The organism is Octadecabacter ascidiaceicola, from assembly GCF_900185015.1.
GTDB lineage: Bacteria > Pseudomonadota > Alphaproteobacteria > Rhodobacterales > Rhodobacteraceae > Octadecabacter > Octadecabacter ascidiaceicola.
Genome location: NZ_FXYD01000001.1, coordinates 825,086 through 850,692, shown reverse-complemented (window position 1 = coordinate 850,692; position 25,607 = coordinate 825,086). Strand labels below are relative to the sequence as shown.

Sequence of the window (25,607 nt, the reverse complement as noted above, 5' to 3'; positions counted from 1 at the left end):
ACGTGCGCGATTTACGTTAGATCGCGAAGGCGCTGAGTGAGGTCATCATGGAGGCTGGCGCGTTCGTCTTCGGACAGAAAACGACCAAGCTCAACTTCACGGTTTGCGCCTTTGAGGGTGAGGTAGTTCACGATGCGCTCGTTCTTGCGATCAATCTTGACGTGGACCCAATAGGGATTTGCTTCCCAAGACTTCGTGCCGTGGCGTGGGTGGATATGGTCGAGGCTCATCCGGTCGGGCCAGATGCGCAGCTCTTCGAGGATTTCACCGTCCTTGTAGGACCGTTGCAGCGCGTACCAAATGCCAGCAACTGCGATAATAAAGAACGGAAGAAGTCCCCAAAGCACAGGGGAGCCGATGACGGCGAGCAATGGCACGACGATCAGCAGGACGGTGGCAGAAATGAACACGACGAAGTCGCGGCGTAACAGGGATCGGTAGGGCCACAGATGGAGTTCCGCGTTAGGGGCATCCGGGCCGCTGGGTTTTATCCATTCGTAGGGCATTAGGTTGAAGCCCTCGTGCGACACCAGCTCAGGATCGGGCGGGCGGCAGCGGTCAAGATCAGGGAGGGCCAGTAAACAAACATCATGCCTCGTCGGATTGGCTGCAAAGAAAAGGCCCCGGCGTTTCCGCCGAGGCCCGTATTTCTGAACCCCGTGGTTCTTAGTGGTCGTGCTGGTGATCCCAGTCAGACTGCTTTGGAAGTGTTTCGAATGTGTGCTCCGGTGGAGGGGACGGCAATGTCCATTCCAGCGTATCAGCAAATTCGCCCCACGGGTTGTTCTCTGTCGCGTTTTTCGGGCTTAGCAGTGTCTTGAACAAGATCACGATGAAGAACACGAAGGACGCAAACGAGATGAAAGCACCGATGGAGGACACGTAGTTCCATGTTGCGAACGCTTCGTTGTAGTCGATGTAGCGGCGCGGCATGCCGTTACGACCAAGGAAGTGCTGCGGGAAGAACGTGATGTTCGCGCCGATGAACATCAGCCAGAAGTGCGTGTGGCCAGCCCATTCAGGGATCATGCGACCTGCCATTTTTGGCAGCCAGTAGTAGATACCCGCAAAAATACCGAACACTGCACCAAGCGACATAACATAGTGGAAGTGTGCAACAACGTAGTATGTGTCGTGGTATGCCCGGTCAACGCCAGCCTGTGACAGCACGATGCCGGTCACGCCACCAACGGTGAACAGGAACAAAAACCCGAACGCCCACATCATTGGCGTTTTGAACGTTACAGAACCGCCCCACATTGTCGCGATCCATGAGAAGATCTTAACGCCGGTAGGGACCGCAATAACCATCGTCGCCAGCATGAAGTAGGACTGCTGTGTCAGGGACATACCGACGGTGTACATGTGGTGCGCCCAGACGACGAAGCCCAGAACGCCAATCGCAACCATCGCGTAGACCATTGGCAGGTAACCAAAGACCGGCTTCTTAGAGAAGGTTGCAACGATGTGGCTGATGATGCCGAATGCAGGGATGACGATGATGTAAACTTCAGGGTGACCGAAGAACCACAAGATGTGCTGGTAAAGGACAGGGTCGCCGCCGCCAGCAGGGTCAAAGAAGGTCGTGCCGAAGTTACGGTCCATCAAAAGCATTGTGATCGCGCCAGCCAGAACAGGCAGAGCCAGAAGGATCAACCATGCAGTAACGAAGATCGACCAAGCAAAGAGCGGCACTTTGTGCAGCGTCATGCCAGGGGCGCGCATGTTCAGGAACGTGGTGATCATGTTGATCGCGCCAAGGATAGAAGAGGCACCGGATACGTGAACCGCGAAGATCGCGAGGTCCATTGAGATGCCTGTTTCAGTTGTGGAAAGCGGTGGGTACAGAACCCAACCAACGCCAGAGCCGAGCTGACCGTTACCACCTGGTGCAAGCAGGGAAGAAACACCAAGCGCAACACCGGTACAGAACAGCCAGAAAGACAGGTTGTTCAAACGCGGGAATGCCATGTCAGGCGCGCCGATTTGCAGTGGCATGAAGTAGTTACCAAAGCCGCCGAAAAGCGCAGGAATAACGACAAAGAACATCATCAGCACACCGTGGTACGTGATCATCACGTTCCAGAGATGGCCGTTAGGTGTACATTCGTCGAGCGCCGCAGGGAACAGACGCGCGCCTTCCATACACATGTATTGAACACCGGGGTTCATCAGTTCCATGCGCATGTAAACCGTAAAGCATACAGACAAGAACCCGACAAAGCCGGCTACGAACAGGTACAGAATACCGATGTCTTTGTGGTTGGTGGACATGAACCAACGGGTAAAGAACCCGCGGTTATCTTCATGCCCATGGTCGTGGACGGCTGCATCTACCATGTGGCGTTCCCTTAGCTTTAAATAATCGAATGGGCAGACAGACTCGCCCGACCAGAATTAGTCTTGTTTTAGATTGCAGAGGGTTACAGCACAACCACCCATTCCTGTATTGGCATGGGTTAAAATGGCGCAGTCTGTGTCATGCAGGCGCCGCGAGCATTGGGGAGGGTTCGCGACGCACGACATAGTTGGTTGGCCACGATGTGGCTGTGGTTAACTAACGCCTTTTCGTGAGTGATTCCCTTGATTTAGGTCAAACCGTTGAAGGTTTGGTTGGTGTCCGTCGCACACAACAAAAGAAGCCGCAGGGTTGTCCTGCGGCCTCGCTCGTGATGGGACGGTGTCTTAGCCGATGGTCTGGCCGTCTTCGCGCCACACCGAAATGACGGAAGAACGTGGTTTGCCTTCCCCGTCCGGCCAAGAGCCGCCAGGGTGCTGAATGCCGACGAACATTGTCTTGAGGTCCGCCGACCAGCACAGGCCAGTGACTTCGGCACCGTAAGGCGCAGTCAGGAACCGCGCGATCTCTCCGGTTTGGGTGTCGCCAACCAACATCTGATTGTTGCCCATGCCCTCAAAATCGCCCTCGTTCTTGTAATCGCCGTCAGTCTGGATCCAGAGCATGCCCTTGGTGTCAAAGATCATGCCGTCCGGTGAGTTGAACATATTGCCTTCGGTGATGTTCTCGGAGCCCCCATATTCGTTGTCGTAGACGGTAGGGTTTCCGGCCATAACATAGAGGTCCCAAGCGAAGGTTGATGCTGTATGATCTTCATCCACAGGTGTCCAGCGTACGATCTGGCCGTAGCGGTTTGTTTCACGCGGGTTGGGGCCGCCCACTGGGGTTTCGTCACCCCCAGCGTTCGCCTTCACACCGCGGTTTTTGTTATTGGTCAGGGCGCAATAGGCTTCGACGCGGGTCGGGTTCACGGCAACCCACTCAGGACGATCCATGGTTGTGGCGCCAACAGCAGACCCAGCCATGCGGGCGAATACGAGGATTTCCTCAGCGGACATGCCGGTAGTTTCTGGTGTGAGATCAAGCCATTCACCCGTCTGGTCGTCGTTGAACTTGGCAACCGAAAGCACACCGTCAGACAACAGCGCGCTTGTGTCGCCGCCTTCTGTGTAGGTGCCGTTGGAGACGTAGCGATACAGGAACTCGCCGCGCTCATCATCACCCATATAGACAACCACGCGGCCATCGGTGGCTTGAACCATCGCCGCGTTCTCGTGCTTGAAACGGCCAAGGGCGGTGTGTTTGACGGGTGTGCTGTTGGGGTCGGATGGGTCGATCTCGGTGATCCAGCCGTGGCGGTGCGGTTCGTTTGGCTCGTTCGCGATGTCGAAACGGGCGTCGAACTTTTCGTAGGCGTAACGGCCTTCTGCACCGATACCGTAGCGTTCATTGCCAGCACTCGCAGGCTCTTCGCCCGTTGCGCCGAAATAACCGTTAAAGTTTTCTTCGCAGGTCAAATAGGTACCCCAGAGCGTGCGGCCCGAACCACAGTTGTTCATTGTGCCGATAGGGGACATGCCTTCAGGATCAGCTGTCGTTTGAACGAGCAGCGAACCGGCAGCAGGGCCGTCCATCGTCATCTGAGTGTTGTGGTGGATTCGGCGGTTCAACGGGCTGTCCTGCACGATCCGGTAACCTTCGTTGCTGGCTGCGACTTCCATCACCGTCACGCCTTGCAGGTTTTGCAGCAGTTTCACTTCGTCGGCGGTGCGTGGCGTGCCATCTGCATCAGAGGGCAGGTTGATCTTCGGGTTCACGTACTCGGAATTCACAGCAATGACTTCTTTGCCGTTCACTTCGAACAATTCCATCCCGTCGGTGTTTTCGCCGAACACACGCTCGGACATGGCGAGGTCTACACCTGTTTCAGCGGAATAGGCGCCATTGGCATCAGAGAAAAGCGCGTCACCCCAGCGGACCAGAGGTTTCCATTGGTAGCCTTCAGGCACGTGGATATCGAAATCTGTCGCAACGTCGATGGGGGTGAAGTCGAATGCGTTGCCTGCCGCCTTAACAGCCGTTGAGGACAACAGACCTGTGCCCATAGCAACCGCGCCAGAGCCGAACGCCAGCGCGCCACCAAGGAAGCCGCGGCGCGAAATGGCGCGTTCTACAACGGTATCAAAGTCATTTGTGTCAGGGCGGGGGGATTTCAGCTCGTCCCAGTCGTCCCAGGATAGCTCGGTTGTGTCGATATCAGTCATTTCACGTTCCTTGCGTTCGAAGTTCGGAAGCATTTCCGAGGCGCAAGTTGGATTGGACTGGATTCAACTATGTGACGGTTTGATAGAAGTTTTGTGACGGTTTGGCGGGTTAGCTGCGTGGTGTTACGCTGCCCTCGAACGTTTTTTGCAAGGCAACGTCGACATCGTTCATTGTAACTGGCAGCCCCAGATCCACGAGCGATGTGACGCCATGTTCGGTAATTCCACACGGAACGATGCCGTTGAAATGGCTGAGGTCGGGTTCCACGTTTATGCTGATCCCGTGAAAGCTGATCCATTTGCGTAAACGAATGCCAAGGGCGGCTATCTTGTCTTCGGGAGGCTGGCCGAGTGCGTTCAGCGGTTTGTCGTCGCGCTGCACCCAAACCCCAACACGACCTTCACGGATTTCACCCTTTACGTTGAACTCTGCCAGCGTCGCGATCACCCAGTTTTCGAGGTCTTGAACAAAGCGGCGGACATCATGGCCACGTTTGCCCACGTCGAGCATGACATATGCGATCCGCTGCCCCGGGCCGTGATAGGTGTACTGGCCGCCACGTTTTGTCGTATGGACGGGAAAGCGATCTGGTTCCACCAAATCATCGGGTTTGGCAGAGGTGCCGGCCGTATAAAGTGGTGGATGCTCAAGCAGCCAAATGCACTCGTCAGCCTGACCGCGATAAATTGCGCCGGCACGTTCTTCCATGAATGCTTCGGCGGTTGCGTAGTCCGTAAGCCCGTCTGTGGTAATCCATTCAACCATTCAGGTTCGAGGCAACAACCCCGCCTCCTTGATTTTCGATATATTCGCACGACTGACAGGTATGTCAGGGCCTTGGGACATCGATAAGACAGCACCGTCACCTTTACGGGCGACTGAAGTAACCTGATCCAGCGCGATCCAGTGGGACCGATGTACCTGAAGGCCCGGCGTGTCGCCCACCTCACGCATGGCATCGGCAAGGCGCATCAGTATCATCTCTTCCCCTTTGGTCGTTCTGACCCTCACATAATGGTCTTCTACGCTAACCGAGATGAGTGAACCACGTTTGTCAAATGGGATGCGGTCTTGCAGTGATGGGCCGCTGGCGGGGATTTCCGTTTTAGCATTGTGGCTGTTTGCAACGTAAAAAACCGCTGTGATGATGGCTGAAATCACAATGACGTTCGAAGCGATGACGACCAGCTCTCGTCCTGTTGCCCAGTAGTTAAGCGCCAGCCCATTCAAAATGTATACAACTGCCAGAACGCCAATCGCCGTGAGTGGCACTGCAACGAATAGGCGCCGAAGTAGACCGGCGCGTGGTCCTGCAAGATGGTCCGCGTAGATATTTCCGAAGTAGCCAACGCTGTAGCACAACACGACGATTATACCCCAATAGGCAAATCGGGGCAGGGCAAGCATAGCGGTATCCGTTTCAAACGGCCCAACGATTGCCAAAATTAAGGACGCGCCCAGAAAACTCGCAACGCGTGTCGGTTCGACCATATGGCTCCGCCATTCACGAAGCGCGGACTGCGGTGCGGTGTCTTTCACGATCTAGGTCCGCCGTTGGCCATAGTGCGTGTTGGGGTCTTTCTCATCATGGCCCAAGACATATGCAATTCGAAACCGAACGCCAACGTGAAAGGCTACCCGATGTCGCTTGATCCAATTTTGTCTGCTCCTGTTTATCTTCAAATCCATGTCGCTTCTGCTTTGGTGGCCGTTACACTTGGACCTGTTCCGATGTATCGGCGCAGGCGCGACATGGTTCACAAGGTGCTTGGCTATGTCTGGGTTGTCGCGATGGCATCTGTGGCGCTGTCGTCATTCTGGATACATAGTTTTGCGGTCATCGGACCTTTTAGCCCGCTGCATGGGCTGGCGTTGTTGACGCTGTGGTCCTTGTGGCGCGGTATTTCTTCTGCGCGGATGGGGGACATCAAGACACATCTTGCAACGTTCCGTGCTTTGTATTGGTACGGATTGCTGATTGCGGGATTAGCCAATTTCTTGCCCGATCGTCGTATCAACGAAATCGCGTTCGGCGGGCAGGACCAACTGGGATGGGTCGTTATTTCTCTTGGGGCCGCAGCGCTTCTCGCGCGTGCCTTAAGGGGGCGAAACACGCAGGTATTTTGGGACATTGGCGCGGCCCGGAAGATTTCCTAACTATCGCAGGCATTTTGCGCTTGAGAAGTCGGCATTCCGCCGCTAAATGCCTCTCACGCTTAAAGACCTGCGGTCGTGGCGGAATTGGTAGACGCGCAGCGTTGAGGTCGCTGTGAGGTAACACTCGTGGGGGTTCGAGTCCCCCCGACCGCACCACCTCCTATCTAAGGGAAGGTAACTAAAGCGATTAGTTCCCTATGAAATTGATGTAATTTAGGTTCGCCTTACGGCAGAACGCTGATCCATAGTGCAGTTGTCAGAACCGACAAAGCTGTGCCGATTAGAACCGCAGAAGCGGCGACACGTTTCGCGGTTCCATACATGTTTGCAAACACATAGGCATTGATTCCCGGCGCAACAGACGCCGTCAGGACTGCTGAGCGGAAAGCCTCAGTGGAGAGGCCGATCGCTGACCCTAGGGTCCAGACGATGATCGGGTGAAGGCAAAGGGAAACCGTGCAGACAAACAAAATCGTGCGTAAATCGCCTTCCGGTCGGTAGCGAAACAGCACGCCACCCAAACCGAACAAGGCAGCGGGTAGAGCGGCCCGTGCCATCAAACCGATTGCGTCGGTTAAGACTTCGGGCAGTGGGATGCCGCCCAAGTTGACGACAAAACCAAGCCCAATCGCGAGAACCAACGCATTTGAGAACATCGCTTTGACGACTTTGGTTGGTAGGTGACGCAGTGCTGTCCCTTTTGCGCGAGCAAATTCCATTGCGGTAATGCCGAGCAGGTAACCAAATGGTGCATGGATCGCGATGATTGCGTAGTTGCCCAGCAAAGCGTCCGAACCATAGGCCCGTTCTGTGATTGGCAAACCAAGCAGCAAAGAGTTTGAAAACAAGCAACAAAACCCGATTGCAACGCTGTCTTCCCAAGAGCGCGAGAAAAAGAGCCGCGCACCGAGCAAGCCGACGGAAAATGCCGCGACCACGCCGGAATAGAAACTGAACAGGAGCGGGACATCGAAGTTCTGTTGCAAATCTAGCGTTGAAATAGCGCTGAACAAGAGACATGGAATTGCGAAGTTTTGTGCGAACTTCATCAGCCCGTCGACAGCTATGTCAGTAAAGAACCCGCGCCAAACCGCCAGATATCCAAACCCGATAACAAAGAAGACCGGTAGGACGACGGTGAGGATGCTCAGCATTTCGTTACTCGGTAAGTGTCAGTTCCAACCCGTCAAAGGCAGGTTGGATGTGGTCGGCGGTCTCCGCCTTGAGCGTCTCATAATCCAGATCAATATGCATGTTTGTCAGCACAGCGCGTTTCGGTTTTACGCGGTCGATCCATTCAAGCGTCTTGGCAAGATGCGCGTGGGTCGGGTGCGGGTCTCGACGTAGAGCATCTACGATCCACAGATCAAGATTTTCCAGCGTTGGCCAGACAGCATCAGGAATATCTGATACATCGGGCAGGTATGCAGCATTGCCTATGCGGAAACCTAGAGCATCGATACTACCATGTTCGACCTCAAAAGGTGAGAGTGTGATCGGGCCACCCGCACCCTCAATCGTAACATCGCCATTGATTGTGTTGAGATCGCATATCGGTGGGTAGCTAGAGCCCTTGGGCTGTACAAACGCATAACCAAATCGCGCCAATAGCTGGTTTCCCGTATCACCATCGGCCCAAACCTGAAGGCGTTGGCGCATGTTGTAGACGACCATGCGGATGTCATCGAGGCCGTGGACGTGATCGGCGTGGGCGTGTGTGTAGATCAATGCGTCCAATTCACCGACCTCGGCGTCCAACAACTGTTGGCGCAGGTCTGGTGACGTGTCGATCAGAACGCGGGTGGTTCCGGTGTCGGTCGTGCGCGTCACCAGTAATGAACAACGTTTGCGGGTGTTCTTGGGGTTGCTTGGGTCGCATTCGCCCCAATGCCCGCCAAGGCGTGGAACCCCGCCGGATGATCCGCAGCCAAGAATGCGCAGGGTTGTTGTCATGGTGCCCACCCCGCGACTTTGTCGAACAGGCGTTCGAAATTGGCTGTGGTTTGCGCGGCGAAGTCTTCATAGCTGAGGCCGAATACTTCGGCCCCGACTTTGGCTGTGTGTGCAGTGTAGGCAGGTTCGTTGCGGCGGCCCCGGTGAGGTGGGGGCGCAAGATAGGGGCTGTCTGTCTCCACGAGAATTCGATCCACTGGTGCGGCGGCGAAGATATCGCGTAGCTCTTGGGATTTCGGGAAGGCCGCGATGCCGGACATAGACAGGTAAAACCCGTGATCAAGTGCAGTGCGCGCCAGTTCAGCGCTGCTGGAAAAGCAGTGCATCACACATTTAAAGGGTTTTGCTTTGTGCGCGGACCCCAAGATTTCCGCCATATCATCATCCGATGCGCGGTTGTGGATGATCAAGGGTAGGCCAGTTTCTTGTGCGGCTTGCACATGCACGCGCAGAGATTGCTTTTGAACATCGGCCGTTTCGGCGGTGTAGTGGTAATCCAATCCGCTTTCACCGATGCCAACCATCTTTGGATGCTGGGTCAAGGCGACCAATTCGTCAACCTTCGCCAAAGGCTCGTCAGCGGCACTCATCGGGTGGGTGCCTGCCGCGTAAAACACAGGATCATAAGTTTCAGCGATTGCGCGAACTTGTGGTTCAAGGCGCAGACGGGTGCAGATCGTGACCATGCGACTTACGCCAGCTTCAACTGCGCGCGCAATTACATCAGCGCGTTCGTCGTCAAAGTCTGGAAAGTCTAGGTGGCAGTGGCTGTCGACAATCTGTGGCGTGCTCATGTGATCCTCACTTAGGTCACGTCCTGCGCGGCCTTTTCGATCTTAAATAGCGTATCAAGGATGAGGGCGGCAGGGTCAAGATTGACGGCCATGCCATGGCGCGTGCGTTCGGACACGTCTTGGGCCAAAGTGGCCCAAGCGCGGGCGGCGCCGTCATGTGGCGACAGCTTTGCCAGAAGCGCGGCTTCGCCTTGGGCGGCCTGTGTCGCAGGCGGCCCTTGAATGCCAGCGCGAGCGGTGCGAGCGAGGAATTTGTCGATCAGGTCAAGCAGGAGCGCAAAACGCGTGGCGTTAGCTTTGCCTGCACAACTATCGGCGAGCTTAAGTCCACGCTGACGGTCAAACCGGGGTAAGCCACTGAACAGGTTTATCAATTCGGCGTAAACGGACAGGCCGTCGAGGTTCGTCAAGCGGATCGCTTCACCTACAGAACCACCCGAGAGCGCGGTAAGGGCTTCGCCCGCGTCCGTTTCGATGCCAGCGGCGGCAAGGGCGGCTGTTACGTCTTCCGGTCCAAGTAAACCACAGCGCAATTCGCGACAGCGCGACCGGATGGTGGGCAAAAGGCGGGACGGTTGGTGGGACAGCAAAAGGATCACTGCATCCGCTGGCGGTTCTTCTAGCAATTTCAGGATCGCATTGGCGGCGTTGACGTTCATTTCATCAGCGGGGTCAACAATGACCACACGGCGCCCGCCGTCAGCCGCGGACATGCCGAAGAAATTCTTGAGCTTTCGGACTTCGTCCACTGTGATGACGGACTTAAGCTTGTCTTTTTTGTCATCCCACGCGCGGCGCAGCACAAACAAGCGCGGGTGCGCGCCAGACCGGATAAGGCGCATATCAAGGTGGTCATCGTCCAATACTAGGCTGGTCGGTGGTGGCGGCGCGCCAAACATATCGTCTTCGGCAACAAGTGGTTGAGACAAAAGAAATGCAGCCATGCGCCATGCGAGCGTCGCTTTGCCCACACCTTGCGGGCCAGTTATCAGCCATCCAGAATGCAGCCTACCAGACGCAAAAGCATCCAGAAAATCAGCTTCCGCGCGGGATTGCCCGAAAAGATCGACCGTCTCGGATGGGTGCGGTGCACCTTCAATCTGGTCGGGCAGGGGGCGATCTTCGGGGGCGGTGGCCATCAGCTGGCCATCGCGCGGTCAGCTACATGCACTGCGATTTCAGCGGCAACGGCAGCAGGGTCACGATTGCCATCAATCAGCACGCAGCGATTTGGGTGGGCGTTGGCAAGGGCAAGGAACCCGTGGCGTAGGGTTTCCTGAAACGCGAGCCCCATGTCTTCAAAGCGGTCTTCGCCGGAGCCCCGCGCAAGGCCGCGGGCAAGCGCGACTGCAGGGTCCATGTCGATGATAAAGGTCAGATCGGGTTCGCGCCCGATCATGACATCATGCAGCGTATCAACTGTGCCACGCAGATCACCACGTGTCGCGCCCTGATAAACACGGGTACTGTCAGCGAAACGGTCACAAATCACGGTCTTACCTGCGTCAAGCGCGGGCTGGATGGTCTTTTCCAAATGGTCGCGACGTGCAGCCGTGAACAGCAGGATTTCGGTTTCAGCGGACCAACGGTCTGGATCGCCTGTCAGTAGCAACGCGCGAATTTCTTCGGCACCGGCGCTTCCGCCTGGTTCGCGGGTTAGGATCGCCTCGGGAATGCGGTCCTGTAGTAGCTTGGTTTGTGTCGACTTGCCGGAACCGTCGATCCCCTCAAAGGAAATAAACAACCCTTGCGGCGTGCCGTCATGCGCGTGTTCTGCCACGTTTATTCAACCTCAACCTGAGCGTCGTCAGGAGTTCTGACGCGTTCGACCAAAACATCTGCAGCAGTGCGCAATCGGGTGCTGAACCCACCGGCAGCAATGCTCGTATCTGCAACAAGCGGCACTCGGGTTTCTGGTAGGTTTTCGAGGCGGATCACTAACTCAGCGATTGAATCACCTTGGGTGATCGGCGCTTGGATCGGGCCGTTGAAAATGACTTCGGCGTCAATTTCGGCGCCACCAGCGGTTGGCACCAATAAAGACAGGTCTTCTTCAAGCATCAGGCCGACATGTGGCATTTCGCCCATCCAGACTTCGGCTTGGGCGATACGGGTGCCGCCACGGGCAACATCGCGCTGGGCGAACTGACGGAAGGCCCAGTTGACGATGCGCTCGGCTTCCTCAGCACGGGCTTGAGCGCTGTCGAGACCTGTGATGACGAAGATCACACGACGGTCACCTTGTTTGGCGGATCCCACCAGCCCGTAGCCTGCCTCAGACGTATGGCCGGTTTTCAAACCATCTGCGCCAATGCCAAGAGCTAGCAATGGGTTGCGGTTCTGGGTGTTTGCCGGATGTTCGCCGTCATAGTCGAACGATTGCTCAGAAAAGAGCGGGTAGAACGTTGGGTAGTCTGTGATTAGCCGATCCGCCAGTATTCCAAGGTCACGCATAGACATGCGCTGGCCCGCTGCGGGCCAGCCATTGGAGTTGGCGAAGCTGGAATTCATCATGCCAAGTTCACGTGCACGCATTGCCATCTGCTGGGCGAACCCTGCTTCCGTTCCACTGCGTGATAGGCCTTCGGCCAACACACAGGACGCATCGTTGCCTGACAGAACGATCACACCGCGCAACAGGTCTTCGACGCTCACACGGTCTGTAGTGTCCAGAAACATCGTTGATCCGGTGTAATCCATGCAGTGCTGGGACACGGGCAAAACGTCATCGACGGTCACGATTGGATCTTGCCCGTTCAGCGGGTTGATCGCCTCAAACGCCATATAAAGCGTCATTAGTTTGGACATCGACGCGGGCGGCAGTGGGTCGTCCGCGTTCTTTTCCAGCAAAACGATGCCTGTGGAATGGTCCAGGACATAGGCAGCCGTGGCGCGCGTGTCGAAGGTTTGCGCGCCGATCGGTGCGGCGCTTGTGATCAACAGTGCAAGTGAAGCGAGATGGCGGATCATAGGGCCTCTTGGTGGCGGTTAGTTGGTGACGAAATACGCGTCTTCAAAGCCTTGTGCTTTGACTTGGCGCAAAATCTCGGCGCGTTCGGATTCGGATGTGGCAGGGCCGACGATAACACGCCAGAATGTACGACCTTGGCTGGTTTGCTCAAGCACTGTGGGCACGATGCCGTTGCCGCGCATGCGATCCGCAGTTCCACGGGCGTTGTCTTCAACCGAGAAGATGCCGAGCTGGATGAACGGGCGTTCAAGGCTGGAGGACGCAGCGGGTGCCGCTGCTGGGCGCGGGGTCGGAACCGGCGCTGGCGCCACATCAGCTGCGTCAATCGCGGCGGCGGCGGCGGCAATCGGATCAGGCGCGTCGCCATCAAGCGGGGAGCTTTCAATCGGCGCCGCAGCGATGTCTGTCGGGGCCTCGAAGTCGGCGGTTGGCATGGCCTCGGGCGTTTCAGCAACCTCTTCGCGGCGAAGTGCTGTAACCTGAAGCTGCGTTGGCGCTCCGGCAAGCATTTCAAGCGCGGATGCCGCATCTGAAGAAACTTGTAACGCAGGGCCGGGGTTTTCGTGTTCACGGCGGAACAAGGCACCGATTACAAAGGTGCCGTTTGTTTGGTTGCGAATGATGACGCGTTCCGGCTCAGACACGTCTGGATGCGCGACCCAAACGCCACCAAGCGATGGGCGACCATCCCACAAACCGGGCTCCGTTACTTGAAAAGCTTCCGGCGCTTCGACGTCTCGTTCGACAAGTTGCACACTTTGGGATGGTGTGACGGTTGTGTCAGCGTTGCCGTTGTTTGCCATTGTAGGGAACGCAAATTCCCCGTTCTCGTCACACGCAGTCAGCGCCAATACCGATGTGACGGCCAGTGCCATGGATAATTTCTTTTTTGATACCAGTGCTTTGCCTGAAATGCCGTGTGCCATTTTTTGCCCTCTTTGTTGCGCCGGTTTTTAGGCGCGATGCCCTTTTGGGCTTGGTCTGCTCAAACTGATCAACCCGCGATAGCAGGCCTTTCGGGAACATTAGCCGCGCGCGCGTTGCATTGAAAGGCTTTGGTGCGCTTTCGGCGGATTTCCTCTTTGGGCCGCATAGACAGGTTTGATGCAATTGAGGTCGTAAAGGGACTTTCAGAATCAAACATCCCGCCTTAAAGGTAGCGCGCAGCGGAGGTTTGGCAGAGTGGTCGAATGCACCGGTCTTGAAAACCGACGGGCGTGAAAGCGTCCCCAGGGTTCGAATCCCTGAGCCTCCGCCATATGCCCTTTTTCGGGGGCGTTTTGGCTTCGTTATAACTGAAAAACATCACTTTTAACTGTAATTCGGTAAATGCCAAATGTGGGGTTGAATGTGGGGCTGCTTTTGGCGCAATCCCGATATGCCCAAAGCAAAAGCACCACATAGCGAGAAACGATTATCAGCAGCCTTTGTAAGGACGGCACCTCCCGGGAGGCATACTGATGGTGCTGGTCTGTACCTTGTTGTTAGCAAGTCAGGGGCGAGGCATTGGATGCTTCGCGCAGTTTTGCGGGGAAAAAGAATTGATTTTGGTCTCGGACCACTTCGGTCGGTCTCACTTTCAGACGCTAGGGAGGCGGCGTTTCAGTATAGGCGCAAAATATTCGCTGGATTGGATCCGCGCGTTGAGATGTCAAAAAAAGACCTCGGTATCCTAACTTTTGCTGAGGCAGCAGTTCAGACCCATCAAGAACTAGTCGCGAACACGGGGAAAAATGGAAAGCATAAGGACCAATGGATTAACACTCTGCGGACCTACGCATTCCCTCACATCGGGCATCTAAACGTGGACGATATTCATGCAAGGCACGTCATTGCTGCTCTGAAACCTATCTGGAATAAAAAACAGGTAACTGCTCGGCGCGTGCGGCAGCGGATTGGTGTTACACTCGATTGGTCGACGGCGCACGGATACCGGACAGGTGACAACCCCGCTGGTGCAATCAGTGCAGGATTAGCTAAGCAAAAATCGAACGCAAAGCATTTCGCGGCCATGAGACATGACGATGTTCCTTTTTTATTCGAGGAATTAGAACACCAAAAGACCGTGGGTGCTGATGCTCTGAAATTCACTATCCTGACTGCTTTGCGGTCGGGAACTGTTAGGCATCTCCGTTGGGACCATATAAACGCTTGTGAAGAGCGCCCCAACCACATCCCGCGCAAAGCGATTAATGTCGTCAATGATGACAACGCAGGTTTCCTTTTGCGCTTTCAGATACGCCAGCAGGGCAATCATGGCGGGACGATCAGCATCACCGCCCGATTTGTTGTCACTGAAGACCTCAAGCACCTCATAGCCCTTATAACGGGCGTATTCACGACAACGGCTTTCTTGCGATGCCAACCCGTCACCCTTCTTCAATTGAGCGACGCTCGAAACGCGGGCGTAAATGACGGCGTGTTGTTTTGTTTCCATTAAAGACTCCCTTCCTGTTGCGCGTCAGTCTCGGGGGCTGCGGCAGTTTCAAAAGTTGTTTTGGTATTGGGTAAGTTTAGCACATCCACAGCGGGCATTTCTGCCAAAGACACGTCTTTTCCACAGGCCTGTTGAACAGGATGGATACCAAAGCCGAGATCAACGAAGCTCACCATGATCGACCACAGAGCTTCAATCAGCTCGCGCTTGTCCTCTTCCGAGATATCCTCATCTTCGAAAAACGGCAGATAGGCGTCCCAATCGATGTGCAGCGCGGGTGGCGCGGTCTCGGGATTAAACTCTGGGGGGATATCGGTCATGGCCTGCCTCTTTCTGCCTCTCGGCGTTTCTCTGGTTTGGGGTCTCCTTTTCGCCTCTCAGCATGAGAGAACATAAGTGGAACATCATAGGATAATATTCCCAAAACCCAAAGCGCGAATTTTCTGGCTTCGGGATTTGGATATCCTAGAATACCGCTGTAATGGCCGTAGGTTGCGGGTAAAATCGGGTAGTTTTGAGGCAAGGATTTTGATGTGGATAACACTTGGAAGACAGCAACCAAAGCTGATCGCGCTGCCCTCTATCTCGTCGCCCGCGCAATCGCAGATACCACCAGCTTGAGCGTGGAAGCCAATATGGAGCAGGCCTTTGGCCACAAGTTGATGGTTGGGACCGATTATCTATCAAATTTCCGCAGCGGAGCCATCGGACGCGCCAAAGCCAAGCTGATCCACGCTTGGATCGCAGAGCATCACTCTGAAACGGCGCATGTAGTTGATCCCAGATTATTTCCAAAACTGCATACAGACGCATGGGCTGATTACCTCGAGAACCATGCCATCAAAGGAAAATTGAGCATCGCGCGTTTCGACAAATCAATGGGATTGGTGCAGCGCACCCGCAAAGTCATCCCGCCACTGTTTATCCACAGTTTTCTTTAGGGAGTCATTGCTTCAAATCGTTACTCAGCGCGCCTTAGAAAAGGGAACCCTTTTCTCAAGAGGAAAACACCATGAAACGCGTTTGTGAGAACGATTTTGACTGCTACGATTTGGGTATGAATGAAGCCAAAGGACAGGGACGCAAAATTGGATATGTGCGCGTGTCAGACAAAGACCAAAGCGAGGCTTTGCAGGTAGATGCGCTGAAGGCGGTGGGGTGTGATGTGATTTACGGCGATCATGGCGTGTCAGGCAAAATCAAAAACCGTGTCGGCCTTGATGACATGCTCACCAGCCTAAAGGCGGGTGACACGCTGGTGGTTTGGAAACTGGATCGACTAGGGCGCTCAACCATCCACCTGTTGCAACTGCTCAGCGATTTGCGAGATCGCAATGTGGACTTTCAGGCGATCACACAAGGCATTGATACAACGACAGCCGTTGGGCGCATGCTTTACGGTCAGTTAGCCGTATTCGCAGAATTTGAGCGGGAAAATATCAGCGAGCGCACCAAGGCAGGTATGAAGGCGGCCCGAAAGCGCGGCGTTCACGTGGGGCGACCATCCCCAAGGCCTGCATCAACGTCAAACGCATCCATGCAACTTCGGCCACGGCGCATTTTAAATCCTCTTCCAGCTCTGGATCGAGGATCAGCGTGCCTTGGTTCAGGTGTTTGGCAATTTGATTGAGGTTGTTCGGATGCCGCGTCTGGGCAAGACGGGCCAGCACCTCAGCCAAGAGCTGTTGCTCCGCAACAGGTGGTTTCCGCCGCTTCCGATATTTAGGAGCTTCAGCAGCAAAAACCACAGACTTGATATAGGACGCCAGCGGCATTGCCCCAGCTTGGTCTTCAAGCTGGGAACGTTCCTCTGGGGTCAGGCGCAATGAAAATGGTGCGAGGCGGCTCATAGGCGTGGCCCTCGCAGGTCATTTTTATGGTGCTTGAGAACCTCGTTCCAGTTCTCCAATTCCTCAAACAAGGTGTTCGAACAAAGTTGCTCTCTGTCCGCCATTTACCTTTAAATGTTAGTTTTTTATCAATAACTTAGGTGTGCCATGGTTGAGTTTGTCCCCCATTTTACCCGCCAAATTGACTTTGGTAGCTCTGCTTCCTGCTAGGGTGGTTGGAAGTTGAAAGAGTTCAACCTAGCATGGACGTTAGCGCCAAGATGCGCTTACCTCTTGAGGTCGAACGGCTTATTAAATGGGTTAATGAGAATGAGTGTAATATCCACCTCAAGGTTGTTAATTTGGAGCGGTGACGGCCCAAATCTACCTTTCACGACCAGTCAAGATGCTGCGGTTGCAGCCTGCTTTGCAGCCATTCACCGGACTCGCGAAATACCAACTAGTGTACTCAAGCTTGGCAGTCGAGGTGGGCCAGTGGAGACCAATTCTAAGTGAATCAGCTTATCTTTATCTACATTGTCAACGGGAACGAGCAGAAGCAGATATTTTGCATATCTCACTGTCAGCATAATATCGAGACTGATCGAATTGGGGGGGTATATTGAAGGTCGCTTTGTTCCGAAATTTCAAATAGTGTTGCCATGATATCCGACTACAAATTAGCGAAAATAGGTTATTGATTTGTCAGAAGCTCGCAACAACTTTAGGCTCCTTATCGCAAATTTAGCATGCATGTTTCTTGCTACTTTTGGCATGTTTTTAGGATCGAGAATTTTCGAATGGGATGTGTCAGCTGGGATGAATTTCGTTGATGGTTTACAGCTCTATGTAGTTTTTGGTTTCTGCATCGGAATACCATTAGCCATTGTTACTATCGGAGTTTGGTTGTTACTGAGGAGGTTAGAAATCAATTTGGTTTGGTGGTTGCCACCTTTGTTGTTGGCAACTTTTGGGGGATTTGTCCTCAAAGATCAAATTACCCATGTATTTTATGGAATTGGGCTTGGGGTCACGACTGGTCTTGCCTTTTGGCTGCTTGCTGTTGGACCCCGGAAAACAAGTATGATCAAGATCTGAGATGGATTCAGTCGCAATAGTTCTGCTCTGATACCTCTAATGATAAATCGCGAAGTGTTCCCAAATTGTTGTTACACTCCCTCTGGTCACCTTGCTGCGCGCATAACGCCACCGGCCTAAATGAGATCGCATTAACTTCTGCTAAGTGCTCAAGGGGACGGAAAACTAGCTTAGTTTCCGAAGAGCCGCCCTCAATTGCGCCATCTAAAGCCTTTATTTGGGAGATGCACACATTGAGACAAAGTTGATCGTTTTGGTCCCAGTATCGCACCAAACGGCGCTTCCGGCTGACTAGATCAGTTCACTCATCAATCACGCTGAATAACAAAGCGGGCGGCTATGCCCATTGCCGTGTCCTCAAATGAGAGGGTACCACCATGTAGCTTAGCTATCGTCGCAACAATCGTCAGACCCAAGCCGTGACCATCGATCGTCGCCGTGTTCTCGCCACGCTGAAACGGTGCTAACAGGTTTTCGATGTCAACAGCAGTGCTTTGAGACCCCTCATCCTCAACCAAGATGGTTGCAGTGCGCGCGTCCGTTTCCAACGATACAGTGGCACGGCGACCATATTTAAGTGCATTGTCTATCAGATTGGTTATGGCCCGTTCGAGAGAAACAGGCCGCCCAGAGACGACAACATCGCGATCGTTGGATAACACTCCGTAGCCTTGGCGGGACATGAAGATCGATTTCGCGCCGGGCATGATGACGTCTTTGACAATTCGGAATGTAACAGGCCTGCCGACGTCTTGGTAGTTTGCAACAATCGCATCCAAGAGCGATGTCAGCGACAGGTTGCGTGGTTTCTCAGCGCCCATTTCAACATGCGTATAGGTTAGCACACTTTCGATGATGCCCGTCATGCTATCGAGGTCTGCTTCGAATTTGCGCCGCAGTTCTTGATCTTGGACCAAAGCCGCACGCAGGCGAAGCCGAGTGGCCGGAGTACCAAGATCGTGGCTGACACCCGACAGAACCGCGGCTCGACCTGCCAATTGCTCGCGTTCAATTTCTAGGTAGCTGTTTACCGCTCCAACGATTTCCTGCAATTCCTGCGGGCCTTCGGCTTCATATCGAGTGGGTCCTCCGATGCGGCGGCGGTTTCGCAATTGCCCCGCAAAAGCGGAGAACGTGGAGGGGAGGTTCAGCGCCACCGTCATAAGAATGCCAGTCCCGATGACGGCTACCAACCCCGCCAGAATACGCCGATCGGGCGGCGAAGCGGCACAGCCCCAAATCCCTTGGCCATCAAAGTGGACCCAAGCGCCATCGCCCATGCGGGCCACCACAAACGGGTCGCTGCAAAAAACTGCCAGCTTACGGGTGATCTCTCCCATGGTTTCAGCGGCGGTCTGGCCGTCGCGATGAGGCAGATCCGCAAGGCCATAGGTGATGCTCGGGGATAGGATGACCATCGTCACGGCGGCCCCGGTTGTCTGATTGGCAGCATCGGGCAAGATTGGAACGATGGTGATCCGTGGCGCCGTTGGAGTGCCGCTGATTTGGCGAAATGTCCCAGCGTTTGCGTAAATTTGGTCGACGTCGGGTAAGGCGCGCAGCGATACCCCTTCCGGTGGTGCCGTGCCATTTTGCATCGCGTAATACAGCGTCACACCGGCAGCGTAGGCACTGGCGCCATGGGCACGCCAACTGGCGGAGGATTTCGTCCACGTCCAAAGGGTGCCCGCACCGATGACAATGGCGGCTAGCACCAGCGTAGGGCCAATCACGCGCAGGCTGTTGAACCTGACACTCACGTTTCAAAGACCTCAACGTCCACAGCAAAAACATAGCCAACGCCCCGCTCCGTCTTAAGTATCTGAGGGTCTTTGGGGTTGGTTTCGATCTTGTTACGCAAACGGCCAACAAGGACATCGATCGCCCGGCCCGAAGCTTCGTTTGCGGGCTGGGTTTCACCAGTGACATCCAAAGACGTCGCGATTTCTTCGCGAGTCAGGGGTATGTGCGGATTAGCGAGGAGCACTTGCAGTAAGGCGGTTTCACGGCGCGACAAGGTGACCTGGATATGGGCGGGTGACAGGATCTCGCCCGATTTGGCGTCATATAGCCAGCCGCTGAAACGGAATGATTTGGTGTTGCGGCGGTGAACAAGGGATGCGGAGCGGCGCGTGCGTGACAACACGGCCTTGATCCGGGCCAACAACAATTCCGGGTTAAAGGGTTTGGCAATGTAGTCGTCCGCGCCAACGGCATAGCCTTCCATACGTTGGCTGTCTGCGGATAGGGCGGAAACCATGATGATCGGGACATCCTGTTCTGTGCGCAATTGGCGGCAAATTTCCAATCCGTTTTCATCACCGAGCATTACGTCAAGCAACACGAGGTCAACGCGCCCTCCATCGATATGGGTTCGCACCTCTGCCTCGTTGGCGGCCGGCAGTGCTATTGTTCCATTTTGGCGCAGGAACTGCGTCATCATCTGACGCATGTCCATGTCATCATCAACAACTAGGATTCGTGGAATTGCCATGCATTGCCCCTTTCTGATCTAGTTCTATGTAACATCGTGCAACAGAATCCACGCATTCGTAACGTTGTGTAACGAACCTGCCGAATAATTGCATGATCAGTGTGAAAGGCCGCATCCCAGCCGTTGCATGGCTGGAGCTGGGGCACCAAGGTCACGGCACTCTGCCCGTGATGGGCATTTCTTTGGGAGGAAACCAAAATGAAATCTTACGTATTGAGCACCGCATCCGCGATTGCAGTTTGTGCCGCTGGCGCAGCTTTTGCTGAAGGTCACGCTGAAGCAGAAGTTCTGCACTACTGGACATCTGGCGGCGAAGCTAAGTCCGTTGCAGTTCTACAAGAAGAATTTGCGGCCAACGGCGGCACTTGGACTGACATGCCTGTCGCTGGCGGCGGCGGTGACGCGGCTGGTACAGCACTGCGTGCACGTGTTCTGGCTGGCAACGCACCGACAGCAGCGCAAATTAAAGGCCCAGCCATTCAGGAATGGTTCCAAGAGGGCGTTCTGGCTGACATCTCTGCCGTTGCAGAAGCTGAAGATTGGGCAAACTTGCTGCCAGCATCCATCGCAGCACACATGCAGTGCGAAGGCACTTGGTGTGCGGCCCCTGTAAACGTTCACCGCGTTGACTGGATCTGGGCAAACACAGAAATCCTTGCCGCTAACGGTATCGAGATGCCGACGACTTGGGACGAGTTCAACGCTGCAGCCGAAACACTGCAAGCGGCGGGTATCATCCCGCTCGCACACGGTGGTCAGGCTTGGCAGGACGCGACAGTGTTCGAAACTGTTGTTCTTGGTCTTGGCGGAGCTGAATTCTATCAGGCAGCCCTCGTAGACCTTGATCCAGAAGCACTGACATCTGACACGATGGTTGCTGTTTTCGACCAGATGCGCACCATGCGCGGCTACGTTGACGACAACTTCTCGGGTCGTGACTGGAACCTCGCTACTGCAATGGTCATGAACGGCGAAGCCGCTTTCCAGATCATGGGTGACTGGGCAAAAGGTGAATTCATTGCTGCTGGTAAAGTGCCGGGTGTTGATTTCACATGTGCGTCCACTCCGGGTGATGGTTACCTTTACAACGTCGACAGCTTTGCAATGTTCGAAGTTGACGGTGAGGAAAAAGCAGCTGGTCAGGCGCTTTTGGCTGAACTCATCATGGGGCCAAACTTCCAAGAAGTGTTCAACATGAACAAAGGCTCCATCCCAGCACGTACAGACGTTGATCTGTCCGGCTTTGATGAGTGTGCACAGATTTCCGCGGCTGACATGGCGTCCACCAACGAAGGCGGCACACTGATGCCATCTTACGCACATGGCATGGCGCTGTTTGGTGCGCAGTCCGGCGCGATCACGGATGTTGTGACAGCGCACTTCAACTCTGATATGTCCTCCGCCGAGGCTGTTCAGATGTTGGCGGATGCAGTTGCGAACTCCCTGTAATCGCTAACGATTATTGAAGTCGGCCCTATCCCGTTCGGGGTGGGGCCACCAAACAATAGGGGGGACATCACATGACACGCTGGTTGCAAGACAACATGCCAAAGATCGTATTGGCGCCATCATTCATCATCGTCATGGTGTTTGTGTATGGTTTTATCGCCTGGACCGCATGGGTGTCGCTGACTCGCTCGCGGTTGATGCCGCGCTACGAGATTGACAGCTTCATTCAATATGAACGCCTTGCCGCATCTCCGCGCTTTGAAACCGCGATGGTCAATCTCGCCATTTTTGGCACGCTGTTTATTGTGATCGCCATGGTGCTGGGCCTGCTTCTGGCCATTCTGCTAGACCAGAAAATCCGCACCGAAGGCGCGATCCGCACGATTTATCTTTACCCGATGGCCCTGTCGATGATCGTCACCGGCACCGCATGGAAGTGGATCCTGAACCCCGAACTGGGGATTGAGGCGACCGTCCAAGGATGGGGGTTTGCCGGTTTCGAGTTCGGATGGCTCGTTGATCCGGACAAGGCAATCTACACGGTTGTTATTGCCGCGATCTGGCAAAGCTCTGGCTTCGTGATGGCGTTGTTTTTAGCTGGCCTGCGGTCTGTGGACGAAGAAATCATCAAGGCCGCGCAGGTCGATGGAATTCCCACATGGCGCGTCTATTCTGCCATCATCATTCCGTCGATGGCCCCGATTTTCCTCAGCGCGTTTATCGTGCTCGCCCACCTCGCGATTAAGTCCTTTGACCTTGTCATTGCCTTGACCGGAGGCGGCCCTGGATATGCCACCGATCTCCCCGCGACCTACATGTACGCAATGGCGTTTTCGCGTGGTGATATTGGTCAGGCCGCCAGCTCGGCCATGGTGATGATGCTCGTCGTCTTCGCGATTGTTGTCCCTTACCTTTATTCGGAACTGAGGACCAAAGATGACTGATTTGCCTTATAACCCCTCCCGCGGCCAGAGCCAGATGACCAAAATGGTTTTGCGCATCGTGCTCTATGTCCTGCTGGGCCTGTTCGCACTGTTCTATTTGATGCCGCTGTTTGTGATGCTCACAACCTCGCTCAAATCGCTGGATGAAATCCGCACAGGCGATCTGGTCTCCTTGCCCCGCGAAGTCACCTTTGATGCGTGGCGCACCGCATGGTCGACTGCTTGTACGGGCATCCAATGCGAAGGCGTGCGCCCCTATTTCCTGAACTCGCTGCTTATAGCCATTCCTGCCGTTATGATCTCGACCCTCATGGGCGCACTGAACGGCTATGTTGTGGCGCAATGGCGGTTCAAAGGTGCAAACATCTTCTTTGCACTTATGCTTTTTGGCTGCTTCATTCCGTTTCAGGTGGTTCTGCTCCCAATGGCGCGGATGTTAGGGATCATGGGCGTCGCGGGCACTATTCCCGGTCTGATCTTTGTGCACGTGATTTATGGCCTCGGCTTTACCACGCTGTTCTTTCGCAACTATTACGTCAGCATCCCATCAGAGCTGACAAAGGCGGCGAAAGTTGACGGCGCAGGGTTCTTCCGCATCTTCTGGTCGATCTTCCTGCCCCTGTCTTTGCCGATCATCGTTGTGACTGTCATTTGGCAATTCACCCAAATCTGGAACGACTTCCTGTTCGGCGTGAGCTTTAGCCAAGCGGGCACACAGCCTGTGACGGTCGCCCTCAATAACATCGTAAACTCAACCACTGGCGTCAAAGAATACAACGTTGATATGGCCGCTGCGATCATCGCCGCCCTGCCAACTCTGTTCGTCTATGTCGTCGCCGGCAAATATTTCATCCGCGGTCTGACCGCAGGTTCTGTGAAAGGATAATTTCCATGGCCCCCATTCTAGAAGTGAAGAACCTGTTTAAGAACTACGGCAGCACCGAAGTCCTGAAAGACATCAATGTGTCCATAGACGAAGGCGATTTCCTTGTCCTCGTCGGCCCGTCGGGTTGCGGTAAATCCACGCTGCTGAACTGCATCGCAGGGCTGGAGCCGATTACAGGCGGCGATTTGTTCATCGGTGGTCAGAACATGACCAACGTTAGCCCCAAGGATCGCGACATCGCCATGGTGTTCCAATCTTACGCTTTGTACCCGACCATGACAGTTGCCAAAAACATCACCTTCGGCATGAAGGTGCGCGGCATTGATCAGGCGACACAAGACGCCAAGCTCAACCAAGTGGCGACGCAGCTTCAGATCGAACCACTTCTGCACCGTAAACCGGGGCAATTGTCCGGCGGTCAGCGCCAGCGTGTGGCCATGGGGCGCGCACTTGTGCGTGATCCGAAGCTGTTCCTGTTCGATGAACCTCTGTCTAACCTTGATGCCAAACTGCGCGTTGAAATGCGCACCGAAATCAAGGCACTTCACCAACGCCTTGGGGCATCCATGGTTTACGTCACCCACGACCAGATCGAGGCCATGACATTGGCCACCAAAATCGTCGTGATGAAGGGCGGGATCATCCAGCAAATCGGCACCCCTGCGGAAATCTACAACCGTCCCGCCAATCTGTTCGTTGCTGACTTTATGGGATCCCCTGCGATGAACCTTATCCCCGCCAGAACCCGTATGAACGGTAAAGGGATGCTGGTTGAAATAGACCGCAAAGACGGTGATCCGATTGTTTTGACCGATACACGCAACAAAGACTTGCCCGAGAATGTGATCCTTGGTGTGCGTCCCGAAGACATTGCCGATGCCGCACTTGGCCGCGCCGGAGAGACGCAGGAAGCGGATTGCGTGATCGACATCGTCGAACCTGCCGGCGCCGACACTTTTGCGGTGATGCAGCTTGGCGGCAAACATGTAACAGCGCGACTGCACGCCGAAACATCCGCGTCAGCGGGTCAATCCCAACGCCTTACATTTGATCTTGGCAAGGTGTCCTACTTTGAACCTGAAACTGGGCTTCGATTGAACTAGTACATGCGTTTAGTAGCTGACATTGGGGGGACCAACGCGCGTATCGGGTTGTGTGAAAACGGCGAGATCGTGCCAGAGACGATCCAAAGCTACGCAAATGACCATTGGCCCCACTTCTACGAAATGTTGGCGGGCTACCTTGAGGGCCAATCGACCGCGCAGGTCCGTGAAATGGTCATCGCTGTCGCAGGTCCTGTCAGAGGTGCCCGGGCTGAATTGACCAATCGAAGTTGGATCATTGAATCAGCTCAGCTGGAAAAGGCATTCGGTATCAGGCAGGCAACTCTACTGAACGATCTAACCGCATTGGGACATGCGGTGTCTGTTCTTACGCCTAAAAGCCTCCAATCCCTCTACAGAGGCCAGAGCCAAAATCCGCAGGTCGGGCAATCCTTGGTTGTCGGGGTTGGAACCGGCTTCAATGCGAGCGCCATCATCAAGACCAAGGGTTCGGTGAATTGCCTGAGCGCTGAGGCAGGGCATATTTCAATGCCACTCAGCATATCTAAAGGCCTTGAAAAGAACGGCGTGCAAGTTGACAGATTTCCAACCGTTGAATCCTTATTTTCAGGTCGGGGCTTCAGTGCATATTGCCAGATTGTCAGCAATGACAACAAGCTTCAGGGTGTCGACGCAATCGCAACGTACGGACAATCGGATGCGACCTTTGCAACTTCTGCTGTGGATCAATACGCGGCCCTCTTCGGCCAACTGTTACGCGAATTGTGTCTGGTCTACATGCCGGACTCCGGTATCTACCTTGCAGGCAGCGTAGCGAGGGCGGTAACTGCCAAAGCGGCGGGTCATTGTACTGAAGTCTTTGCAAGGCATTGCGATATCCGAGACGTACAACCTTCTGATCTGTTCACAATTTTGGATGACCACGCGGCACTCAACGGGTGCACTGCGTTCGTGCAAACGAGCTAGG

The 25,607-nt window shown here is 54.7% G+C and carries 25 protein-coding genes, 2 tRNA genes and 1 pseudogene; 12 read left to right on the top strand and 16 right to left on the bottom strand.

The window, feature by feature from the left end:
- Positions 1–11: 11 nt before the first annotated feature.
- The 5 genes from OCA8868_RS04235 to OCA8868_RS04215 form a co-directional block, all read right to left on the bottom strand.
- The gene (locus OCA8868_RS04235) at positions 12–506 is read right to left on the bottom strand and encodes a DUF2244 domain-containing protein (protein WP_093995257.1); all 495 of its coding nucleotides are present in this window, start codon (positions 504–506) and stop codon (positions 12–14) included.
- Between the two features lie 160 nt (positions 507–666).
- Complete coding sequence (ctaD, locus tag OCA8868_RS04230; RefSeq protein WP_093995256.1) at positions 667–2,340, bottom strand: cytochrome c oxidase subunit I; 1,674 nt, start codon at positions 2,338–2,340, stop codon at positions 667–669.
- A 345-nt stretch (positions 2,341–2,685) separates the two neighbouring features.
- Complete coding sequence (locus OCA8868_RS04225; protein ID WP_093995528.1) at positions 2,686–4,563, bottom strand: PhoX family protein; 1,878 nt, start codon at positions 4,561–4,563, stop codon at positions 2,686–2,688.
- A gap of 109 nt (positions 4,564–4,672) precedes the next feature.
- The gene (lipB, locus tag OCA8868_RS04220; protein ID WP_093995255.1) at positions 4,673–5,329 is read right to left on the bottom strand and encodes a lipoyl(octanoyl) transferase LipB; all 657 of its coding nucleotides are present in this window, start codon (positions 5,327–5,329) and stop codon (positions 4,673–4,675) included.
- On the bottom strand, positions 5,330–6,103 hold the full coding sequence (locus tag OCA8868_RS04215) for a LytTR family DNA-binding domain-containing protein (protein WP_143849500.1): 774 nt from the start codon (positions 6,101–6,103) through the stop codon (positions 5,330–5,332).
- A gap of 48 nt (positions 6,104–6,151) precedes the next feature.
- Here OCA8868_RS04215 and OCA8868_RS04210 point away from each other — a divergent pair, with 48 nt between their 5' ends.
- Together OCA8868_RS04210 and OCA8868_RS04205 are read left to right on the top strand one after the other, a co-directional pair.
- Positions 6,152–6,721, top strand: a complete 570-nt coding sequence (locus OCA8868_RS04210; RefSeq protein ID WP_245848028.1) for a DUF2306 domain-containing protein — start codon at positions 6,152–6,154, stop codon at positions 6,719–6,721.
- Between the two features lie 69 nt (positions 6,722–6,790).
- Positions 6,791–6,877, top strand: a tRNA-Leu gene (locus OCA8868_RS04205).
- A gap of 68 nt (positions 6,878–6,945) precedes the next feature.
- On the opposite strand, the gene OCA8868_RS04200 is transcribed toward OCA8868_RS04205, so the two are convergent.
- The 7 genes from OCA8868_RS04200 to OCA8868_RS04170 are packed head-to-tail and all read right to left on the bottom strand — an operon-like array spanning position 6,946 to position 13,365.
- On the bottom strand, positions 6,946–7,875 hold the full coding sequence (locus tag OCA8868_RS04200) for an AEC family transporter (protein ID WP_093995253.1): 930 nt from the start codon (positions 7,873–7,875) through the stop codon (positions 6,946–6,948).
- Positions 7,876–7,879: 4 nt separating this feature from the next.
- Complete coding sequence (locus tag OCA8868_RS04195) at positions 7,880–8,674, bottom strand: MBL fold metallo-hydrolase (protein WP_093995252.1); 795 nt, start codon at positions 8,672–8,674, stop codon at positions 7,880–7,882.
- Entirely contained in the window at positions 8,671–9,468 is a 798-nt protein-coding gene (locus OCA8868_RS04190; protein WP_093995251.1) for a TatD family hydrolase, read from the bottom strand. Before OCA8868_RS04190 ends, OCA8868_RS04195 begins: the two co-directional genes overlap by 4 nt.
- 11 nt (positions 9,469–9,479) lie before the next feature.
- Complete coding sequence (locus OCA8868_RS04185) at positions 9,480–10,607, bottom strand: DNA polymerase III subunit delta' (RefSeq protein WP_093995250.1); 1,128 nt, start codon at positions 10,605–10,607, stop codon at positions 9,480–9,482.
- Positions 10,607–11,248, bottom strand: a complete 642-nt coding sequence (gene tmk, locus OCA8868_RS04180; protein WP_093995249.1) for a dTMP kinase — start codon at positions 11,246–11,248, stop codon at positions 10,607–10,609. Before tmk ends, OCA8868_RS04185 begins: the two co-directional genes overlap by 1 nt.
- 2 nt (positions 11,249–11,250) lie before the next feature.
- On the bottom strand, positions 11,251–12,438 hold the full coding sequence (locus OCA8868_RS04175) for a D-alanyl-D-alanine carboxypeptidase family protein (RefSeq protein ID WP_093995248.1): 1,188 nt from the start codon (positions 12,436–12,438) through the stop codon (positions 11,251–11,253).
- Positions 12,439–12,456: 18 nt separating this feature from the next.
- Positions 12,457–13,365: an SPOR domain-containing protein gene (locus OCA8868_RS04170; protein ID WP_093995247.1), complete on the bottom strand. Its 909-nt coding sequence runs from the start codon at positions 13,363–13,365 to the stop codon at positions 12,457–12,459.
- Positions 13,366–13,607: 242 nt separating this feature from the next.
- On the opposite strand from OCA8868_RS04170, the gene OCA8868_RS04165 reads away from it, so the two are divergent.
- A tRNA-Ser gene (locus OCA8868_RS04165) sits at positions 13,608–13,697 on the top strand.
- Positions 13,698–13,787: 90 nt separating this feature from the next.
- A pseudogene (locus OCA8868_RS16995) lies at positions 13,788–14,384 on the top strand (tyrosine-type recombinase/integrase); the annotation flags it as partial.
- Between the two features lie 102 nt (positions 14,385–14,486).
- Here the strand turns inward: OCA8868_RS16995 and OCA8868_RS16475 are convergent.
- The gene (locus OCA8868_RS16475) at positions 14,487–14,876 is read right to left on the bottom strand and encodes a recombinase family protein (RefSeq protein ID WP_143849498.1); all 390 of its coding nucleotides are present in this window, start codon (positions 14,874–14,876) and stop codon (positions 14,487–14,489) included.
- Positions 14,876–15,196, bottom strand: a complete 321-nt coding sequence (locus tag OCA8868_RS04155) for a hypothetical protein (RefSeq protein ID WP_093995245.1) — start codon at positions 15,194–15,196, stop codon at positions 14,876–14,878. The genes OCA8868_RS16475 and OCA8868_RS04155 overlap by 1 nt, the downstream gene beginning before the upstream one ends.
- A 213-nt stretch (positions 15,197–15,409) precedes the next feature.
- Here OCA8868_RS04155 and OCA8868_RS04150 point away from each other — a divergent pair, with 213 nt between their 5' ends.
- The 3 genes from OCA8868_RS04150 to OCA8868_RS04135 all read left to right on the top strand — a co-directional run bounded on the left by OCA8868_RS04150 (position 15,410) and on the right by OCA8868_RS04135 (position 17,803).
- Positions 15,410–15,817, top strand: coding sequence for a hypothetical protein (locus OCA8868_RS04150; protein WP_093995244.1), 408 nt, complete (start codon positions 15,410–15,412; stop codon positions 15,815–15,817).
- Positions 15,818–15,888: 71 nt separating this feature from the next.
- Complete coding sequence (locus OCA8868_RS04145; RefSeq protein ID WP_245848025.1) at positions 15,889–16,506, top strand: recombinase family protein; 618 nt, start codon at positions 15,889–15,891, stop codon at positions 16,504–16,506.
- Between the two features lie 901 nt (positions 16,507–17,407).
- Complete coding sequence (locus OCA8868_RS04135) at positions 17,408–17,803, top strand: hypothetical protein (protein ID WP_143849496.1); 396 nt, start codon at positions 17,408–17,410, stop codon at positions 17,801–17,803.
- A gap of 308 nt (positions 17,804–18,111) precedes the next feature.
- Here the strand turns inward: OCA8868_RS04135 and OCA8868_RS04130 are convergent, their stop codons facing one another.
- Together OCA8868_RS04130 and OCA8868_RS04125 are read right to left on the bottom strand one after the other, a co-directional pair.
- Positions 18,112–19,563, bottom strand: coding sequence for a sensor histidine kinase (locus OCA8868_RS04130; protein ID WP_093995241.1), 1,452 nt, complete (start codon positions 19,561–19,563; stop codon positions 18,112–18,114).
- A complete protein-coding gene (locus OCA8868_RS04125; protein ID WP_093995240.1) occupies positions 19,560–20,297 on the bottom strand; it encodes a response regulator transcription factor in 738 nt (245 codons plus the stop codon). Before OCA8868_RS04125 ends, OCA8868_RS04130 begins: the two co-directional genes overlap by 4 nt.
- A 198-nt stretch (positions 20,298–20,495) precedes the next feature.
- Between OCA8868_RS04125 and OCA8868_RS04120 the strand changes: the two genes are divergently transcribed.
- The 5 genes from OCA8868_RS04120 (at position 20,496) to OCA8868_RS04100 (ending at position 25,606) form a co-directional block, all read left to right on the top strand.
- Entirely contained in the window at positions 20,496–21,746 is a 1,251-nt protein-coding gene (locus tag OCA8868_RS04120) for an ABC transporter substrate-binding protein (protein ID WP_093995239.1), read from the top strand.
- A gap of 71 nt (positions 21,747–21,817) precedes the next feature.
- Positions 21,818–22,690, top strand: a complete 873-nt coding sequence (locus OCA8868_RS04115; RefSeq protein ID WP_093995238.1) for a carbohydrate ABC transporter permease — start codon at positions 21,818–21,820, stop codon at positions 22,688–22,690.
- Complete coding sequence (locus OCA8868_RS04110) at positions 22,683–23,576, top strand: carbohydrate ABC transporter permease (protein WP_093995237.1); 894 nt, start codon at positions 22,683–22,685, stop codon at positions 23,574–23,576. The genes OCA8868_RS04115 and OCA8868_RS04110 overlap by 8 nt, the downstream gene beginning before the upstream one ends.
- A gap of 5 nt (positions 23,577–23,581) precedes the next feature.
- Positions 23,582–24,679, top strand: coding sequence for an ABC transporter ATP-binding protein (locus OCA8868_RS04105; protein ID WP_093995236.1), 1,098 nt, complete (start codon positions 23,582–23,584; stop codon positions 24,677–24,679).
- Between the two features lie 3 nt (positions 24,680–24,682).
- Positions 24,683–25,606, top strand: coding sequence for a glucokinase (locus OCA8868_RS04100; protein WP_093995235.1), 924 nt, complete (start codon positions 24,683–24,685; stop codon positions 25,604–25,606).
- Position 25,607 lies beyond the last annotated feature (1 nt).

Bases quoted from the DNA above. Each gene is read 5' to 3' on its own strand.
- OCA8868_RS16475 (WP_143849498.1), bottom strand. From the start codon at position 14,876: ATGGAAACAAAACAACACGCCGTCATTTACGCCCGCGTTTCGAGCGTC.
- OCA8868_RS04210 (WP_245848028.1), top strand. From the start codon at position 6,152: ATGGCCCAAGACATATGCAATTCGAAACCGAACGCCAACGTGAAAGGC.
- OCA8868_RS04195 (WP_093995252.1), bottom strand. From the start codon at position 8,674: ATGACAACAACCCTGCGCATTCTTGGCTGCGGATCATCCGGCGGGGTT.
- OCA8868_RS04115 (WP_093995238.1), top strand. From the start codon at position 21,818: ATGACACGCTGGTTGCAAGACAACATGCCAAAGATCGTATTGGCGCCA.
- OCA8868_RS04155 (WP_093995245.1), bottom strand. From the start codon at position 15,196: ATGACCGATATCCCCCCAGAGTTTAATCCCGAGACCGCGCCACCCGCG.
- OCA8868_RS04105 (WP_093995236.1), top strand. From the start codon at position 23,582: ATGGCCCCCATTCTAGAAGTGAAGAACCTGTTTAAGAACTACGGCAGC.
- ctaD (WP_093995256.1), bottom strand. From the start codon at position 2,340: ATGGTAGATGCAGCCGTCCACGACCATGGGCATGAAGATAACCGCGGG.
- OCA8868_RS04190 (WP_093995251.1), bottom strand. From the start codon at position 9,468: ATGAGCACGCCACAGATTGTCGACAGCCACTGCCACCTAGACTTTCCA.
- OCA8868_RS04225 (WP_093995528.1), bottom strand. From the start codon at position 4,563: ATGACTGATATCGACACAACCGAGCTATCCTGGGACGACTGGGACGAG.
- OCA8868_RS04110 (WP_093995237.1), top strand. From the start codon at position 22,683: ATGACTGATTTGCCTTATAACCCCTCCCGCGGCCAGAGCCAGATGACC.
- OCA8868_RS04120 (WP_093995239.1), top strand. From the start codon at position 20,496: ATGAAATCTTACGTATTGAGCACCGCATCCGCGATTGCAGTTTGTGCC.
- OCA8868_RS04235 (WP_093995257.1), bottom strand. From the start codon at position 506: ATGCCCTACGAATGGATAAAACCCAGCGGCCCGGATGCCCCTAACGCG.
- OCA8868_RS04200 (WP_093995253.1), bottom strand. From the start codon at position 7,875: ATGCTGAGCATCCTCACCGTCGTCCTACCGGTCTTCTTTGTTATCGGG.
- OCA8868_RS04125 (WP_093995240.1), bottom strand. From the start codon at position 20,297: ATGGCAATTCCACGAATCCTAGTTGTTGATGATGACATGGACATGCGT.
- OCA8868_RS04100 (WP_093995235.1), top strand. From the start codon at position 24,683: ATGCGTTTAGTAGCTGACATTGGGGGGACCAACGCGCGTATCGGGTTG.
- lipB (WP_093995255.1), bottom strand. From the start codon at position 5,329: ATGGTTGAATGGATTACCACAGACGGGCTTACGGACTACGCAACCGCC.
- OCA8868_RS04175 (WP_093995248.1), bottom strand. From the start codon at position 12,438: ATGATCCGCCATCTCGCTTCACTTGCACTGTTGATCACAAGCGCCGCA.
- OCA8868_RS04170 (WP_093995247.1), bottom strand. From the start codon at position 13,365: ATGGCACACGGCATTTCAGGCAAAGCACTGGTATCAAAAAAGAAATTA.
- OCA8868_RS04185 (WP_093995250.1), bottom strand. From the start codon at position 10,607: ATGGCCACCGCCCCCGAAGATCGCCCCCTGCCCGACCAGATTGAAGGT.
- OCA8868_RS04145 (WP_245848025.1), top strand. From the start codon at position 15,889: ATGAAACGCGTTTGTGAGAACGATTTTGACTGCTACGATTTGGGTATG.